14 protein-coding genes are annotated in these 15,442 nt (G+C 73.5%); 13 read left to right on the top strand and 1 reads right to left on the bottom strand.

Annotation, left to right across the window (positions count from 1 at the left end; genetic code table 11):
• The 6 genes from cseB to SGA01_RS14445 all read left to right on the top strand — a co-directional run bounded on the left by cseB (window position 1) and on the right by SGA01_RS14445 (window position 5,462).
• Window positions 1-723, top strand: coding sequence for a two-component system response regulator CseB (gene cseB / locus SGA01_RS14470; protein WP_371866036.1), 723 nt, complete (start codon window positions 1-3; stop codon window positions 721-723).
• Window positions 720-1,976, top strand: coding sequence for an ATP-binding protein (locus SGA01_RS14465; protein ID WP_229918362.1), 1,257 nt, complete (start codon window positions 720-722; stop codon window positions 1,974-1,976). The genes cseB and SGA01_RS14465 overlap by 4 nt, the downstream gene beginning before the upstream one ends.
• 433 nt (window positions 1,977-2,409) lie before the next feature.
• Window positions 2,410-3,363: a D-alanyl-D-alanine carboxypeptidase family protein gene (locus tag SGA01_RS14460; protein ID WP_141296907.1), complete on the top strand. Its 954-nt coding sequence runs from the start codon at window positions 2,410-2,412 to the stop codon at window positions 3,361-3,363.
• Window positions 3,360-4,448 (top strand): endonuclease/exonuclease/phosphatase family protein, encoded by a 1,089-nt coding sequence (locus SGA01_RS14455; RefSeq protein ID WP_141296906.1) that lies wholly within the window; start codon window positions 3,360-3,362, stop codon window positions 4,446-4,448. The genes SGA01_RS14460 and SGA01_RS14455 overlap by 4 nt, the downstream gene beginning before the upstream one ends.
• Window positions 4,449-4,513: 65 nt before the next feature.
• Complete coding sequence (locus SGA01_RS14450; protein ID WP_141296949.1) at window positions 4,514-4,744, top strand: DUF11 domain-containing protein; 231 nt, start codon at window positions 4,514-4,516, stop codon at window positions 4,742-4,744.
• Window positions 4,745-4,754: 10 nt separating this feature from the next.
• The gene (locus SGA01_RS14445; protein ID WP_141296905.1) at window positions 4,755-5,462 is read left to right on the top strand and encodes a response regulator transcription factor; all 708 of its coding nucleotides are present in this window, start codon (window positions 4,755-4,757) and stop codon (window positions 5,460-5,462) included.
• A gap of 7 nt (window positions 5,463-5,469) precedes the next feature.
• On the opposite strand, the gene SGA01_RS14440 is transcribed toward SGA01_RS14445, so the two are convergent.
• Window positions 5,470-5,820: a CAP domain-containing protein gene (locus tag SGA01_RS14440; protein WP_141296904.1), complete on the bottom strand. Its 351-nt coding sequence runs from the start codon at window positions 5,818-5,820 to the stop codon at window positions 5,470-5,472.
• A gap of 801 nt (window positions 5,821-6,621) precedes the next feature.
• Between SGA01_RS14440 and SGA01_RS42010 the strand changes: the two genes are divergently transcribed.
• From SGA01_RS42010 to SGA01_RS14400, 7 genes are all read left to right on the top strand, one after another.
• Entirely contained in the window at window positions 6,622-7,179 is a 558-nt protein-coding gene (locus tag SGA01_RS42010; RefSeq protein WP_229918364.1) for a hypothetical protein, read from the top strand.
• A gap of 259 nt (window positions 7,180-7,438) precedes the next feature.
• Window positions 7,439-8,263 carry a thioredoxin family protein gene (locus SGA01_RS14425; protein ID WP_141296903.1) on the top strand — a complete coding sequence of 275 codons (825 nt, stop codon included), beginning with the start codon at window positions 7,439-7,441 and terminating at the stop codon, window positions 8,261-8,263.
• A complete protein-coding gene (locus SGA01_RS14420) occupies window positions 8,263-8,862 on the top strand; it encodes a TlpA family protein disulfide reductase (protein WP_167534102.1) in 600 nt (199 codons plus the stop codon). Before SGA01_RS14425 ends, SGA01_RS14420 begins: the two co-directional genes overlap by 1 nt.
• Complete coding sequence (locus SGA01_RS14415) at window positions 8,859-9,641, top strand: cytochrome c biogenesis CcdA family protein (protein WP_141296902.1); 783 nt, start codon at window positions 8,859-8,861, stop codon at window positions 9,639-9,641. The genes SGA01_RS14420 and SGA01_RS14415 overlap by 4 nt, the downstream gene beginning before the upstream one ends.
• Before the next feature lie 166 nt (window positions 9,642-9,807).
• Complete coding sequence (locus SGA01_RS14410; RefSeq protein WP_167534101.1) at window positions 9,808-10,386, top strand: protein-disulfide reductase DsbD family protein; 579 nt, start codon at window positions 9,808-9,810, stop codon at window positions 10,384-10,386.
• Between the two features lie 205 nt (window positions 10,387-10,591).
• Complete coding sequence (locus tag SGA01_RS14405) at window positions 10,592-12,004, top strand: HAMP domain-containing sensor histidine kinase (RefSeq protein WP_141296900.1); 1,413 nt, start codon at window positions 10,592-10,594, stop codon at window positions 12,002-12,004.
• 621 nt (window positions 12,005-12,625) lie between these two features.
• Window positions 12,626-15,304: a SpoIIE family protein phosphatase gene (locus SGA01_RS14400; RefSeq protein ID WP_141296899.1), complete on the top strand. Its 2,679-nt coding sequence runs from the start codon at window positions 12,626-12,628 to the stop codon at window positions 15,302-15,304.
• The last annotated feature ends 138 nt before the right edge of the window (window positions 15,305-15,442 follow it).

Here is a 15,442-nt window from a genome sequence, read left to right as displayed (position 1 = left end):
ATGTCTGATTCCGTGTCGGCGCCCGCGCCTGCGCCCGTGACGGTCCTGCTCGTCGAGGACGACGAGGTGATCCGGCGGTCCGTCGCGATGACCCTGGAGCGCTACGGCTACCGCGTGCTCGTCGCGGCCGACGGACTGACCGGGCTCGAACTCTTCCGGGAGGGGCGGCACGACTTGGTGCTGCTCGACGTGATGCTGCCGGGCCTGGACGGCATCGGGCTGTGTCGGCGCATCCGGGAGACGGCCACGGACCCGATCCTGATGATGTCGGCGCGCGGCGACGCCCTCGACGTGGTGTCCGGCCTGGAGGCCGGGGCCGACGACTACGTGGTGAAGCCCGTCGACACCGCTGTCCTGGTGGCGCGGATCCGTTCGCTGCTGCGCCGGGCCGCCTTCGTACCCCCGGCGCCCGAGCCGGCCGGCTCCGCGGAGCCGTCCGGCCCCCTGCTCTTCGGCGACCTCTCCCTCGACCCCGCGGCCCTGGAGGTCCGCAGGGGCGGCAAGAGGATCGCGCTCGCCCCGACCGAGCTGCGGCTGCTGCTCGAATTCGCTGCGCACCCCGGGATCGTGCTGGACCGTCAGACCCTGCTGCGCGACGTGTGGGACTACGGCTGGGACGGCGACACCCGGGTCGTCGACCTGTGCGTGCAGCGACTTCGTAAGAAGATCGGCGCCGAGCGCGTCGAGACTGTCCGGGGCTTCGGCTACAAGTGGAAGCGGTGAGCGGGGGTCCCCGGGCGGTCACGGGCTTGGTGCCGCACTCCCGCTCGCTGCGCTGGAAGATCGTCCTCCTGGTGGCGCTGGCCTGTACCTCGATGGCGCTGACGGTCGGCGTGCTGGTGCACGACTCGGTGCTGCGGCGGTCCATGAACGAGGGCGCGGGCAAGGCCCGCGCGGCCCTGGCGACGGCTTTGGAGGACGCCACGGCCGCAGGTGAGGACGGGCCCCGGGTCTCTCCCGGGGAGCTGCCCGAGGCCCTGCTGCGGCAGGTCGAGCACGGCGGCGAGGCCTCACTCTACGAGAACGGGCCCCCGGCCCCCGTCTTCTGGGCGGCCCGGCAGGAGGGCGGGAAGCTGTACGCGGTCGAGGTCGACATGACCGCCGACCTGCTGACCCGGCAGGCCCTGGACCGTCACATGTGGAAGTACTCACTGCTCACCCTGGGCATCGTCGTCCCGGCAACGGCCCTGGCGACCGAACTCCCCGCCCGGCGGCTGCGTCGGGTGGCCCGCACGGCCCGCCGCATCACGGCGGGCGACCTCGACGCCCGGACGGGGACGGTTCGCGGGGGCGACGAGGTCGCCGAGATCTCGGCCGTGGTCGACTCGATGGCCGACAGCCTCCAGCGGCGGATCGACACCGAGCAGCGCTTCACCGCCGACGTCGCACACGAGCTGCGCACCCCGCTGATGGGCCTGGTCACCTCGGCGGAACTACTGCCCGAGGGCGAGGTGACGGACATGGTCCAGAGCCGGGTGCGGGTGCTGCGCGACCTTGTGGAGGATCTCCTCGAGATCTCCCGGCTCGATGCGGGCGCCGAGACGTCCCAGCCGGGACCGGTCGACCTGGCCGCCCTCGTCCGGGACTCGGTGGCGCGGACGGGCCTCGCGGCGCGGGTGACCGAACGGGAGGCGGCGGTGGTCGAGTCGGACCCCCGGCGTCTGGACCGCATCGTCTCCAACCTGGTCGTCAACGCCCACCGGCACGGCGCGGGCCCGGTGGAAGTCGCCGTCGCCGGCCGGACGGTGACCGTTCGGGACCACGGCCCCGGCTTCCCGGCCGACCTGCTGTCCCACGGCCCCCAGCGGTTCCGTACGGGGACGGCCGAGCGGGGGCACGGGCACGGCCTGGGCCTGACGATCGCGTCCGGCCAGGCGAGGGTGATCGGGGCGATCCTGGACTTCGCCAACGCCCCGGACGGAGGGGCGGTCGCGACCCTGAGCCTGCCGCAGGACGGGCCACCGTCCGAGGCGTGACCCCGTCCCTGGGACGGACCGCCTGTGGGTGGCCCGGCCGGCCGGGGCGGCCTGCCCGTCGAGGCACGACCCTCGCCGTCCCGGGACGGCGACCTGTCGGCGTACGTCCCCGCACCCCGGACGGCCCGCCGGTGGGGAGGCTCCGCCGTCCGGGGACGGCCCGTCCGCCGACGAGGGGCCCGCCGTATCGCTCACCTTCGCCTGGACGGCCGCCCAGCGCGACGCGCACTCCTTCCGTGTCGCCCGGCCGGGGTCCCGCCCACCGATATGTCGAACTCGACGGCCGGCGCACGTCCACTCGCCGCCGCCCCGTTGATACACGACCGATGGGTTCCCGAGCGCGGGCCGCGCTCTCCCGACCGTGGGACGGAGACCTCGTCCCCGGAGTCTTGCTGCCGTACCGATCCCGTACCGCAGCCCCTGGAGGCGGCCCGTGTCCCTTCCCCGTACCCCCCGTCATCGCCTCGTCGGCGGTGCCGTGTCCCTGGCCCTGTTGACGGCGCTGGGCATCGCTGTCGCCTCCCCTTCCGGCGCGCCTCCCGTGCCGGGTGACGAGCGACTGCCGGTTTCCGACATCGGCCCGCTCCCGTGGCCGCACGACGGCCAGAGCGCCGTCGAGCTCGAAGGGACCGGTTCGCTGGGCGAGCGGGGCGGGCGGCGGCCTGTACCGATCGCGAGCCTGACGAAGGTGATGACCGCCTACGTCATCCTCAAGGAGCACCCGCTGCGGCCTGACGAGGAAGGCCCCCTGATCGAAGTGGATCGGACGGCCGCGCACGAGGCGGGGGTCGGCGGCGAGTCGACCGTCCCTGTACGGCCTGGCGAACGCTACTCCCAGCGCCGGCTCCTGGAACTGCTCCTGATCCCCTCCGGAAACAACGTCGCCCGTCTGCTGGCCCGCTGGGACTCCGGCAGCCAGGCAGCCTTCGTGGCGAAGATGCGGCGCGCCGCCGGACGGCTCGGCATGGAGGACACTGTCTACACGGGGTCGAGCGGCATCGAGCCGACGACCACGAGCACCGCGGCCGACCAGCTGCGGCTGACGCGGGCCGCGATGGAGGACCCGGTCTTCCGGGCGGTCGTGGCCACCCGCGAGACCATCGTCCCCGGCCTCGGGACGATCACCAACACCAATCCCCTGCTGGACACCCCGGGCGTCCTCGGCGTGAAGACCGGCTCCAGCACCCTGGCGGGCGGGAACCTCCTGTGGGCCTGCGAGGTGCGCGTCGGCGGTACGCCCCGGCTGCTGGTGGGCGCCGTCCTGCACCAGCGGGCGAACACGACGCCCGCCGAGGGGCTCCGGGCCGCCGTCGACGCCAGCCGCGGCCTGCTCACCTCCGTCCGCGACCGGCTGGCCGCCGCCGGAACGGAGGGCGGGGAACGATGACGGCGACGACACGCCCGGACCTCGCCTCGGCGCCGGACGGCACGGCGGCACAGACCATTCCCTCCACCGGGGCGGACGGCACAGCTGTCGGCCCGGGCCGCGCCCCCGGGCCCTCGGACCACGCGGCGGACGCCGGGTCGCGCCTCCGGTGGTGGCGGCGCCCCGGGGCGGCGGTCACGGGCTGCTCCGTCCTTGTCGCGGTGAGCGTCGCGGGCCACGGGCTGCTCCCCAGGCTGCCCGGACGGCTGAGCAGTCTGGCCGAGACCCTCATGCCCTGGAGCGCGCTGGCCGTGCCCGTGCTGGTGGCCGCAGCCCTGCTGCGGCGGGCGCCGGTGGCGGCGGCGGTGGCCCTGGTGGTGCCGGCGGTGGCCTGGCTGACGGTCTTCGGCGGAGCCCTCGCCGACAAGACGTCCCCCAGCGGGGACCTCACGCTGGTCAGCCACAACGTCAACCAGGCCAACCCCGACCCGGGGGGAACCGTGCGGAGCCTGCTCGCCGCCGGAGCGGACGTACTGGCGCTGGAGGAACTGAGCCCGGCCACGGCGCCCGCATACGAGCAGGCCCTGGCGGAGGCCTACCCGTACCACTTCTACCAAGGCACGGTGGGCCTGTGGAGCGTCCATCCGCTGAGGGACGCACGGGCCGTGCCGATCATGCCGTGGACGCGGGCGATGCGGGCCACGGTGGACGCGCCCGGCGGGCGGCTGGCCGTGTACGTCGCCCACCTGCCGTCCGTCCGCGTGGGCCCTGCCGGATTCACCGCCGGGGCGCGCGACGAGGCCCTGGGCCTGCTGGCGGCGGAGGTACGGGCCGAGCCCGTCCGGCGCGTCGTCGTCATGGGCGACCTCAACGGCTCCACCGACGACCGCGCACTGCGGCCCCTCACCGACCGTCTCGTCTCCGCACAGGCCGCGGCGGGCGCGGGCTTCGGCTTCACCTGGCCAGCGCGCCTGCCGGCCGTCCGGATCGACCAGATCCTTCTGGGGGGCGTCCGGGCCGCTTCGGCATGGACCCTCCCCGCGACGGCCAGCGACCACCTTCCGGTAGCGGCCCGGATCCACCTCTCCCCGGACCCCGCTCCCTGATGACGGGTGGGTGCTCCTTGAGTGCGAGGTGGGCCGAGGGCGACCACGCTTGTCCTCGCTGAGCGCTGGGAGGTTGCGGACACGGCATACGACCGTGCCCTCGTCGCCGGCGCCGAGACCCCCTCCACAATGCCGGTCCCAGCCCGGCGACTGGTGTGACTGTCGCCGACCGGCTCCCGAACGGGCTCGTCTTCCTGTCCGCCGAAGCGAGCGACGGGATCACCCGTGATCCGGAAGGCCCCGCCCGGAATCGGGCCCTGGTGAGGGCTGTCCGGATGGCGGACGGCCGGTTGTAGGGTGTCGGCCATGCCCTGCGTACTCGTGGTCGAAGACGACCCCAGCATCCGTGCCTCGCTGATGGAGATCCTGGCGGAGCACGGCCATGCGGTGCGCAGCACGGGCGATGGGTTCGGCGCGCTGCGCGAGGTCGCGCAGGGTTCGCTGGACGCGGTGGTGCTGGACCTCGGCCTGCCCGATCTCGACGGCGGCGACGCGCTCCGCATGATCCGCGGGATATCGAACGTGCCCGTGGTGGTCGCGACCGCCCGCGACGACGAGAGCGAGATCGTCAAGCTCCTGAACGCGGGCGCCGACGACTACCTCGTCAAGCCGTTCTCCGGGGCGCAGCTCCTGGCCCGGCTCTCGGCGGTACTGCGGCGCACCGCGGTCCCCGCCGCGGCCGCCGGACAGGCCCCACCCGCCGATCCATCGAGTCTGGTGACGGTCGGTGAGCTGACCGTGGATCCGCCGGCGCGTTCGGCTTATCTGGCGGGGCGTGAACTGGTCCTCACGCGCCGGGAGTTCGACCTGCTGGCCTTTCTCGCCCGGCACGCCGGCACGGTGGTGTCCCGGCACCGGCTGCTCGCGGAGGTCTGGCAGGAGTCCTACATCGAGGACCAGACCATCGACGTGCACGTGTCGGCGCTGCGCCGCAAGCTCGGCGAACGGGCCTCGGCACCGCGCTATCTGCGCACCGTGCGCGGGGTGGGCATCAAGCTGGTGGCGCCGCGCTGAGGAGGACTCAGGAGGGAGTGCCGAAGTCCTGGGTCCACCAGGGGCCTCCGTCGGTGCTGACGCCGACGCCGATCTCGGTGAAGCCGCAGTTGAGGATGTTGGCCCGGTGGCCGGGGCTGTGCATCCAGGCGTCCATGACGGCGGCCGCGTCGGCCTGTCCCTTGGCTATGTTCTCGCCGGACCGTGACCAGGTGTATCCGGCCGCCTCGATGCGGTCCTGCGGCTGGGAGCCGTCGGTTCCCGTGTGGGAGAAGTTGCCGGTGGCGGCCATGGCGTCGGTGTAGTCCTGGGCCGCCTCGGTGAGGTCGGCGTCGACCGTCAGGGCCTTGCAGCCCGCCGCTGCGCGTTCGACGTTCACGAGGCGTACGACCTCCTCGGCCTCGCCGCCGCCTGCCGGGCGCGTACTGCTGTCGGGCTCGGTGGCCGGCGGCTTCGCGGTGGCCGGGGGCGCGGGCCTGGGCTTCCGCGCGCCCTGGGACGCGGAAGGTCCAGCCGCCCTGGCGGTGGCCGAGGGCGGTGGGGTGGCCGAGGGGGGCATCGGCGTGGTGGAGAGGGTCTTCGGGGTGTGCGGGGCGGCTGACGGGGACGTCGGTGCGGTCGGCGATGCGGTGGTCGGCGGCCTGGTGGTCGGCGATGCGGTGGTCGGGGGCCTGGTGGTCGGCGTCGGGTCAGGCGAGTCGCCTCCCATGGCGACGGATTCGGCCTTTTCGTGCGCGGAGCCGGCGAGTTCGGTGCCTGCAAGGCAGGCGGCGGCGACGGCCAGGATACTGAGGCCCGCCGCGGCCGCTGTGACGCGCGGGCGACGTGGGGCGCGGTGTGTGCGACGTCCGTGGGCGGCTCGGGGACTCATCTCGGCTTCCTCCAGGGGGTGTACGGGTGCGGTGGCGGGGCCGGCCCAGGTCCGCGTCGGGTCGGGCGGGTTTCGTGCGGCGGAGAGGGTCCGCCGGCGCCGAGACGGGAGCGTAGGCGTGCCGAGGCTGCGAAAACGCCGTCTGAGGGATGCGCTCAGGAGGACCTAAGCCAGAGCTCAGGTTCGGGACCGGCCCGGGGCGGTCGCCGGGTCGGGCCGCCGATCGCGTCGGCCCGTACGGGACACGTACACCTCTCCGTGAGCGAGGGTGGGGTGGGTGGTGCGGTGGGCGTCGGCCACACTGATGCGGTGCCACGCCTCCTGCGCTATCTCCTCATATGGCTGTCGTGCACCGCGGCCAGCGTCACCGCGGTGATGCTCACGGTGTACTTCGTCATCGGCCTGACCCGACCGACCCCACCCGCCGCGCGGTCGGTCCAGGCGGTCTACCCCTCCCCGTCCGTCCTCGTCGGGGTGCCGGCCTCGTCCGTCGCGACCACGCCGAAGGCGCCCACCCCAACGACCGCGTCCCCCTCGTCACCGCCGCCGACCACCCGTACGCCCTCGCCGTCGCCCTCGGCCACGCGGGCGCCCGTCACGTCCACGCCCCGGCCGTCGGCCTCGAAGTGCAGCGGCGGCCCCGGGCTGCACACGGTTCCCTCCGAAGGGGGCAAGGTCACCGTCCAGTACGGCCGCGACAGCGTGTGCTTCGTCTCGGCCGTTCCCGATCCGGGTTTCCGCACGAGCACCGGTCAGAGCGATCCCGGCACGCTGGTGGTCGTCTTCACCAGCGACGAACACCGCTCGCAGATCACGGCGACCGTCGTGCCTACGGCGCGGGCCAGCGTGCGCGAGACCCGGTTGTGAGTCCTCGGGCAGGGGCCGCGGACGGCCGGAGAACCCCTGGTGAAGAGCTTGCGGTCGCGAACCTGAGCAGTTCCTTAAGCGTGCCTGATGGGTGGCATCAGGACGGCCCAGGACGCGTTCTCGGCACCTAAGCTCACGGTCGGTCAGGACGATCGCTCCGGCCCCGGCGGGCAGGACGCCGGGCCGCGTCCTGCGCCCGCTCCGGCATCGGCCGCCTCAAGGCCCCGGAGAGCTCACCGACACAAGGGGTTGATCCGTCATGGCCGCACACCGGCGCAAACAACGCACCGTCGGCATCCAGGGCCTCGTCCGCTTCTCGGCCGTCTCCCTCACGATCGCCTCCGCCGCCGTCGCCACGGCCTGCGGAGTGGGCGGCTCGAAGAACGACGCGGCGCAGAACGTGTCCGTGGCGGCGGCCCCGGACGCTCCGGCCGACCAGGGAACCGGCGCCCCGGCGCCCATGGAGGCGGCGACGGCATCCGCCTCCCCCGCCGCCGCGACGTCGGTCCCCCCGACGACCCGGCCGAGCCCTTCCGCCTCCTCGCCCGTGGCCAAGCGACCCGCGGCGACGACCAAGGCAACCCCTCGCCCCGCGGCGACGACTAAAGCCGCCCCTCGCCCCGCCAGGACCACTGCCGCTCCCGCCCCGACCAGGCCCGCCGTGAAGAAGAGCGCTCCCGTCTCGGGCTCCTCGGGCTTCACCAGCGGCTACCCGACAGGTGCGGACGCCCGTGGAGCCGTCACGGCCGCGGTCGCCGCCGCCAAGGCCGACGGCAAGAAGGTGCTGATCGACTTCGGCGCCAACTGGTGCGGCAACTGCAAGGCCGCCGACCGGGTGTTCGCCACGAGCGGCGTGGGGGCGCTCCTGGACGCCTCGTACCACGTGGTCAAGGTCGACATCGGCAGCCAGGACTCCTCGGCCTTCGACCTCCTGCGCGACTACTGCTCCGGCGAGGGCGCGTACAAGATGCCCGTCCTGGTCGTCCTTGACGGCAACGGCAAGGTGGTGACCGAGACGCACTCGACCGGCAACCCCGAGCTGACCGAGACGGGCCTCGGCGCATTCCTGCGGAAGTGGGCCTGATGACGGCCCGCGGCCACAGACGTGGCGCGTCGGCGACGGTCGTCCTGTTCCTCCTCGCCCTCGCGGCCACCGGCTGCGGCGGGGGCGCCGTGGCGGGAGCGGACGGCGGCGCGCCGGGAGCGGGCACCGTCGAGACCGCGGCGGTGCTGCCGGTCGCCGAACGCCCTTCCGCGCCCGACACCTCCGGCCGGGACCTCACGGGCCGGGACCTGGCGCTGCGCTCGTACCGCGGCAAGGTCGTCGTCCTGAACGTGTGGGGCTCCTGGTGCGCCCCTTGTCGCGCCGAGGCCGCCGACCTGGAGGCGCTGCGCGGTGCGGCGGCGCCGCGCGGCGTGGAGCTCCTGGGCGTCAACATCCGCGACCGTTCCACCGGGCCGGCCCGGGAGTTCGAGAGGACCTACGGTCTGCGGTATCCGAGCATCCACGATCCCGACGGAAGGCTGCTGCTGGCCTTCCCGCCCGCGCTGCTCAACCCGCAGGCCATCCCTTCCACCCTGGTCATCGACCGGCAGGGCCGGATCGCCGTCGCCGTCTCCGGTCCGGTCACCCGCGCGCGGCTGGAGCCCCTCGTAGACCGGGTCGCCGGGGAGGACGAGTGACGGGCCCCACGTGGGCGGCGCTCGCCGCCGGGCCGGCCGCCAGCGCGGTGTCGGGCACCCTGCTCCTCGCCGTGCCGGTGGCCGCAGCCGCAGGCCTGGTGTCCTTCCTTTCCCCGTGCGTCCTGCCGCTCGTGCCGGGCTACCTGAGCTACGTCACCAGCCTGTCGGTGTCCGACCTCGCCGAGGCGGACGGCGGGCGGCGCGGGCGGATGGTCGCCGGAGCGGCGCTGTTCGTCCTGGGTTTCAGCGGCGTCCTGGTGTCCGGGGGCGCCCTGTTCGGCTTCGTCGGGCGCAACCTGCTCGCCTACCAGGACGGCATCACGCTGGTCCTGGGCCTGTTGACCGTCGTCATGGGCCTCGCCTTCGCGGGCTGGCTGCCCGGCTTCACCCAGCGCGAACTGCGCAGCAGCCGTCGGCCCTCCTTCGGCCTGGCCGGCGCGCCCCTGCTGGGCGTCGTCTTCGGCGTGGGCTGGACCCCTTGCATCGGGCCGACCCTGGCCGCCGTGCAGGCCCTGGCCTGGAACGAGGCCAGCGCCGGGCGCGGCGCCCTCCTCATGGTCTGCTACTGCGTGGGGCTGGGCGCGCCCTTCCTCCTCACCGCACTCGCCTTCCAGCGGGCCCTGCGCGCCTTCCGATGGGTCAGGAACCACCACAGGACCGTCATGCGGGCCGGCGGCGCACTTCTGGTCCTCGTCGGCCTCCTGCTGGTCACCGGCCTGTGGACCGACCTGGTGTACGCGTTGCAGGTAAGGCTGCAGGGCACGACCGCGGCCCTGTGAGCGCCGGTACCCGAGTGCCACCGCCATGCGCCAGGGAGGACCCGACTCCCCCTGCGCACCGGACGGCTCCACTCCCCCGTACCCATGAGGGCCGGTCGCGCCCTCGGTGTGCGGCCCACCTCCCCGAAACACGCGAAAGACACGGAAAGACGACATGAGACACCCCATGGCCTCCCCCCACCCGGCCCCCCGCCTCCCCCGCGCCGCGCGCACGCGCCTCGCCTGGACCGCGGCCGCACTGCTGGGCGCCGCCTCGCTGACCGGCTGCGGCCAGGAGTCCGCGCCGTCGCACGCCGCCGCCGTGACCGAGTTCAACGAGAACGGCGTCACCGTCCGGCTGAGCGTGGCCGACTGGAAGTCCGACGCGGGAACCCTGGTCGCCACGTTCACGCCCGACGAAGCCGGCTTCCACCTCTACAGCACCGCGCTCCCCGCCGAAGGCGTCGAAGGGGTGGGGCGACCGACCGAGGTCCGTCCCGTCGGTTCGCTCGCCACCGCCGGTGAGATGACCGTGGACAAGCCGGTCAAGAGCATCACGGTGCCGGGCGTGCGCGGCGCCCTACCGGTCTACCCCGACGGCCCCGTCACGGTGACGCTGCCGATCCGGGCGACCGCTCCGGGCGAGGCGAAGGTGCTGATCGGCTATGCGAGCTGCAGTTCGACCGAGGGGTGTACGATCCCCGTGGCCGACCGGGCGGTGTCCCTGCGCACCGGCGAACACGGCCTGGCGTTCGCCACCTCCTGACGGCCCGTCGTCCCGGATCACGGGGCCGGTGACGGCATACGCCACTCCCGGAGGACGTCGTACCGGGAGGCCCTCCGGCGGCCCGTCGCCCGGACCCCGGACCCGAATCCCCCGACCGTGGCGCTGGGCACACGGCTACCCGTTGGAGCGCTGTACCCGTGAACCGAGGGCCCCGAAGACGCCACGCCGAGCCCGGGGCCCCGCGGTGAGGCGCTCCCTGGCGGGGGTGGCCCTGGCCGTCACCTCCATGGTGGCGCTGTCGTTCCTGATCCCGCTGGGTCTGCTCGTGATGTCGCTCGCCCGCGAGCAGAGCATCACGGCGGCCGAGCAGAGCGCGGCGGCGATGGCGCCGATCCTGGCCCTCACCACGGACGCGGCCGAGCTCCGCGAGGCGGGGGCGGGGCTGCGCGCGGCCGAGCACATGGTCATCCATCTGCCGGACCACAGCACGGTCGGCGGCGCGGGGCACGCTCCGCCGGATCTGCTGGGCCGGGCCGAGGAGGAACGCGAGTCCATCTCCCGGGACGTGCCCGGCGGCTGGATCTACCTGCAGCCGGTGATCCTGCCCCAGGACCGGGTCGCGGTGGTGGAGAACTTCGTGCCCGACGACGACCTGACCCGTGGGGTCGTCCTGTCGTGGAGCGTCATGGCGGGTCTGGCGGTCGTCCTGCTCGGCGGCTCCGTCCTGGTCGCCGACCGCCTCGGCTCCGCCGTCGTCACGGCGGCGAAGCGGCTTGCCGAGGCATCACGCCGGCTCGGCACCGGCAACCTCGACACCCGCGTGCAGCCGAAGGGACCGCCGGAACTGAAGGAAGCGGGCACGGCCTTCAACACCATGGCCGACCGCATGACGGACCTGCTCGCCGTCGAACGGGAACTGGTCGCGGACCTGTCCCACCGGCTCCGCACCCCCCTGACCGCCCTACACCTGGCGGTCGAACGGATCGCTCCGAGCGCCGACACCGGACGCATCCGGACGGCCGTCGCCGAACTGGAGCGGGAGCTCAACGCGATCATCGCCGAGGCTCGCACGCCGCTCGCCGTCGGCCCGATGGGCCGGGCGCTGCGGGGCGAGGAATCGCCCGACGGGCCGCGGGAGGGCGGGGACCACTGCGAAGTCGCCGACGTCGTCCGTCGACGCGCGGCCTTCTGGGCCGTGCTCGCGGGTCAGCAGGACCGTCCCTGCACACTGCAGATCACGGACGAGACGACCCCCGTCTGCCTCCCCGAAGCGGACATCACGGCCGTCGTGGACGCGCTCGTGGGCAACGTCTTCCGGTACACCTCCCGGGGCACCGCCCTGGAGGTCTCCGTGTGCCGCACCGCCCACACCGTGGAACTGACCGTTCACGACGCCGGCCCCGGCATCGCCGACCCGGACGATGCCCTCGCCCGCGGCGGGAGTACGGGCTCCACCGGCCTCGGGCTCGACATCGCCCGTCGCGCGGCCCTCGCCGCCCGGGGCGCCGTCCGCATCACGCGCGGCCCCCTGGGCGGTGCCCGCGTAGTGGTCACGTTCCAATTGTCGACAGGCACGGCGCCGGGGCGTCCGCGCTCGCGCCGCAGGGGTCGGAGGGCGGCCGCGGCTCGGACGGCGCCGGGTGCGGCGGGCGACTGACCGCCCGGGGAGTTCGCTGCTCTGCGCCCGGCCGGTCCTGGGCGGTGACACATTGCTCGGCAGGTCTGCTTCACCTGCTCGCCGCCGGAGGGCAAGGTTCGCCGGAGCACGGCAGGGTGCCGCCACGCGGCAGAACGCGCACAGTGCCTGCGGTGACGGGAGCACTGGTTCGGCGGCCGCCGAGGATGTCGGCCGTGCGCCGGGCGGGCCCCGGCCTGACCGGGTGCCGGGCGGGGGGACCATGGCCCCTCAGCCTGGGATCAGTCCACGTGGAGATGTCAGTGATGGCGTGGATGCAGCCGCAGTGGGTGGCGTCCGGGCCGCTGCCGGTCTTCACCGGTTCGCCGCTGGTCACCCCTGGTAGTCGGCGGCGGATACTCGCCCCGCCGAGCCACGCCCATCGATGCCACTCAATCCCGGGCCGGCGGCCGGTCCGGCGGCCGCCGGCTCCTGCATCAGGCCGGACCGTACGCAGCCGACAGCTCGCTGCTCGTCCGCTCCGTGAAGGCGTGGGCCTGGCGGGCGGTTCGGGCCGATCAGCAGTGCGTGCCCCTGGGTCGGTACGTTCCGTGCCCGGGCCGCCCACTCGCCCGCCGTTCGGGCCGGTGCTAGACATGGACTATGGCCGGATTCCTCGGCCGCCTGCGCTCCGCGTTGAGCGTCCGCACCGTCGCCCGTCAGGTCTTCTCCCTACAGGCGGCGATCGTGGTGCTCCTCGTCGTGGCCGCCGTGGTTGCTCTCGTACTGCAGTCCCGGGCGGACAGCGAGCGGGAAGCGCGCAACCGGTCCCTCGCCGTGGCCGAGACCTTCGCCAACGCGCCGGGAATCGAGGAGGCCCTGGCCGGTCCCGACCCGACCGCAGTGCTCCAGCCACGCGCCGAAGAAGCGCGAAAGGCGTCCGGCGTCGACTTTCTCGTGGCGATGACCACGGACGGGATCCGCATCACCCACCCCGATCCGGCACAGATCGGAAGGCAGTACATCGGCACGATCGGCCCTGCTGCGGCAGGCGGGATCGTCAGGGAGACCGTGACCGGCACCCTCGGCCCGTCCACCCGCGCGGTGGTCCCCGTGACCGACGCCGAGGGCGACGTCATCGCTCTGGTTTCCGCAGGGGTCACGCTCGAAGCCGTGAGCGGAGTCGTCGATCATCAGCTGCCCCTGCTGCTCGGTGCCGCGGCGGCCGCGCTGGCGGTCGCCACCTTCGGTACCGCTCTGGTCGGCAGGCGACTGCGCCGCCAGACCCACGGCCTGGGCCCCGCCGAGATGACCCGCATGTACGAGCACCACGACGCGGTGCTGCACGCCGTGCGCGAGGGCGTTCTGATCCTCGACGGCGACGGTCGACTGGTGCTGGCCAACGACGAGGCGCGCAGGCTGCTCGGTCTGAGCCCGGACGCGGAGGGCCTGCTCGCCCGTGAGCTGGGCCTCGCCCCGGACATAGCCCGGCTGTTGGCTTCCGGGCGTTCGGCCACCGACGAGGTGTACCTGACCGGGAACCGGCTGCTGGCCGTCAACCAGCGGCCGACCGACCCCGGAGGCGGGCCGTCCGGCTGTGTCGCGACGCTGCGGGACACCACCGAGCTGCAGACCGTCACCGGCAGGGCCGATGTGGCGCAGGAACGCCTGAAGCTGCTGTTCGACGCCGGATTGGAAATCGGCACCAGCCTCGACGTCGAGCGGACCTCCCAGGAGCTGGCGGACTTCGCCGTCCCCCGGTTCGCCGACTTCGTCACCGTCGACCTGGCCGACCCCGTCCTGCGGGGCGAGGAGCCGTCGGGGGGTGATGCGGCGATGCGCCGTGTCGCGTTCCGGGGTATCCGGGACGACACACCGCTCTACCCGCCCGGCAAACTGATCCATTTCGTCCCGTCCACCCCGCAGAGCCTCGGCTTCGGCTCGGGCGAGACGGTCTTGGAGGCGGACATGACCGCCTTCTCCGGCTGGCAGGCTCAAGACCCCGAACGGGCCCGGAGACTTGTCGAGGCCGGCATCCATTCGATGATCGCGGCTCCGCTGCGCGCCCGCGGCGTCATCCTGGGTGTCGTCACGTTCTGGCGGTCGCGCAAGCCCGAGCCGTTCGAGCACGACGACGTGACACTCGCCGAGCAACTGGGCGCCCGTGCGGCGGTCACCATCGACAACGCCCGCCGCTTCACGCGCGAGCACACCCTGGCGGTCGCCCTGCAGCGCAGCCTGCTCCCCCGCGCCTTGCCGGAGCAGAACGCGCTCGACGTGGCCCACCGCTACCTGCCCGCGCATGCGGGCAGCAGCGGTGTCGGCGGGGACTGGTTCGACGTCATCCCGCTACCCGGCGCCCGCGTCGCCCTCGTCGTGGGGGACGTGGTCGGCCACGGGCTGCACGCCGCCGCCACCATGGGCCGGCTGCGCACCGCGGTCCACAACTTCTCCTCCCTGGACCTGGCGCCAGACGAACTCCTGTGGCGCCTCGACGAACTGGTCACTCGGATCGACCAGGACGAGAGCGGCGACGCCGACGGCGCTCCGGTCACGGGCGCCACCTGCCTGTACGCGCTCTACGACCCGGGCACCCAGCTGTGCACGATGGCCCGCGCCGGCCACTTCGAGCCCGTCATCGTGCGCCCCGACGGCAGCGCGGAGTTCGCCGCCGTACCGGGCGGCCCACCTCTCGGGCTCTCCGGACTCCCGTTCGAGACCGCCGAGATCGAGCTCCCCGAGGGCAGCGGCCTCGTTCTCTACACCGACGGTCTCGTGGAGGACCGCACCCGCGACATCGACGAAGGGCTGGAACTGCTGCGGCGTACCCTGGCTCACCCCGGCCGTACGCCCGAGCAGACCTGCGGCGCGGTTCTGGACGCGTTGCTGCCCGAGCAGCCCTCGGACGACATCGCGCTGGTGGTCGCCCGCACGCGTGCGCTCGGCAGCGCCCGTACTGCCGCCTGGGACGTCGCGTCCGATCCGTCGGCCGTCGGCCAGGTTCGAGCCGCCGTCGCCCGCACGATGGCCGAATGGGGTCTGGAGGAGGAGTCGTTCACCACCGAGCTGATCCTCAGCGAGCTTGTCACCAACGCCATCCGCTACGCCGCCGAGCCGGTCCGCGTACGTCTGATCCGCGATCGCGCATTGATCTGCGAGGTCTCGGACGGCAGCAGCACCGCTCCACACCTGCGGCGCGCGGCGACCACCGACGAGGGTGGACGGGGCCTGTTCCTGGTGGCCCAGTTCGCCGACCGCTGGGGCACCCGCTACACCGCGGACGGCAAGGTCATCTGGACCGAACAGCCACTTCTCGCCGGCACGTCGGACAAGGACCGGTGATGATCGGTGGCGCCCAGGGCCGTTTCGTTTGGATCTTGCGAGGCTTGTTCATACTTCCCGAATGGAGATGCAAGCCGAGGAGGCAGCGCGGCGTTGGCTGGCTGATCACGGCGTCCGCCAGGTGCGCGACGGGTGGGT

This window comes from Streptomyces gardneri, assembly GCF_006539185.1.
Taxonomy (GTDB): domain Bacteria; phylum Actinomycetota; class Actinomycetes; order Streptomycetales; family Streptomycetaceae; genus Streptomyces; species Streptomyces gardneri.
Note: the sequence above shows the minus strand (reverse complement) of the source record. Positions and strands in the feature narration are given on the sequence as shown.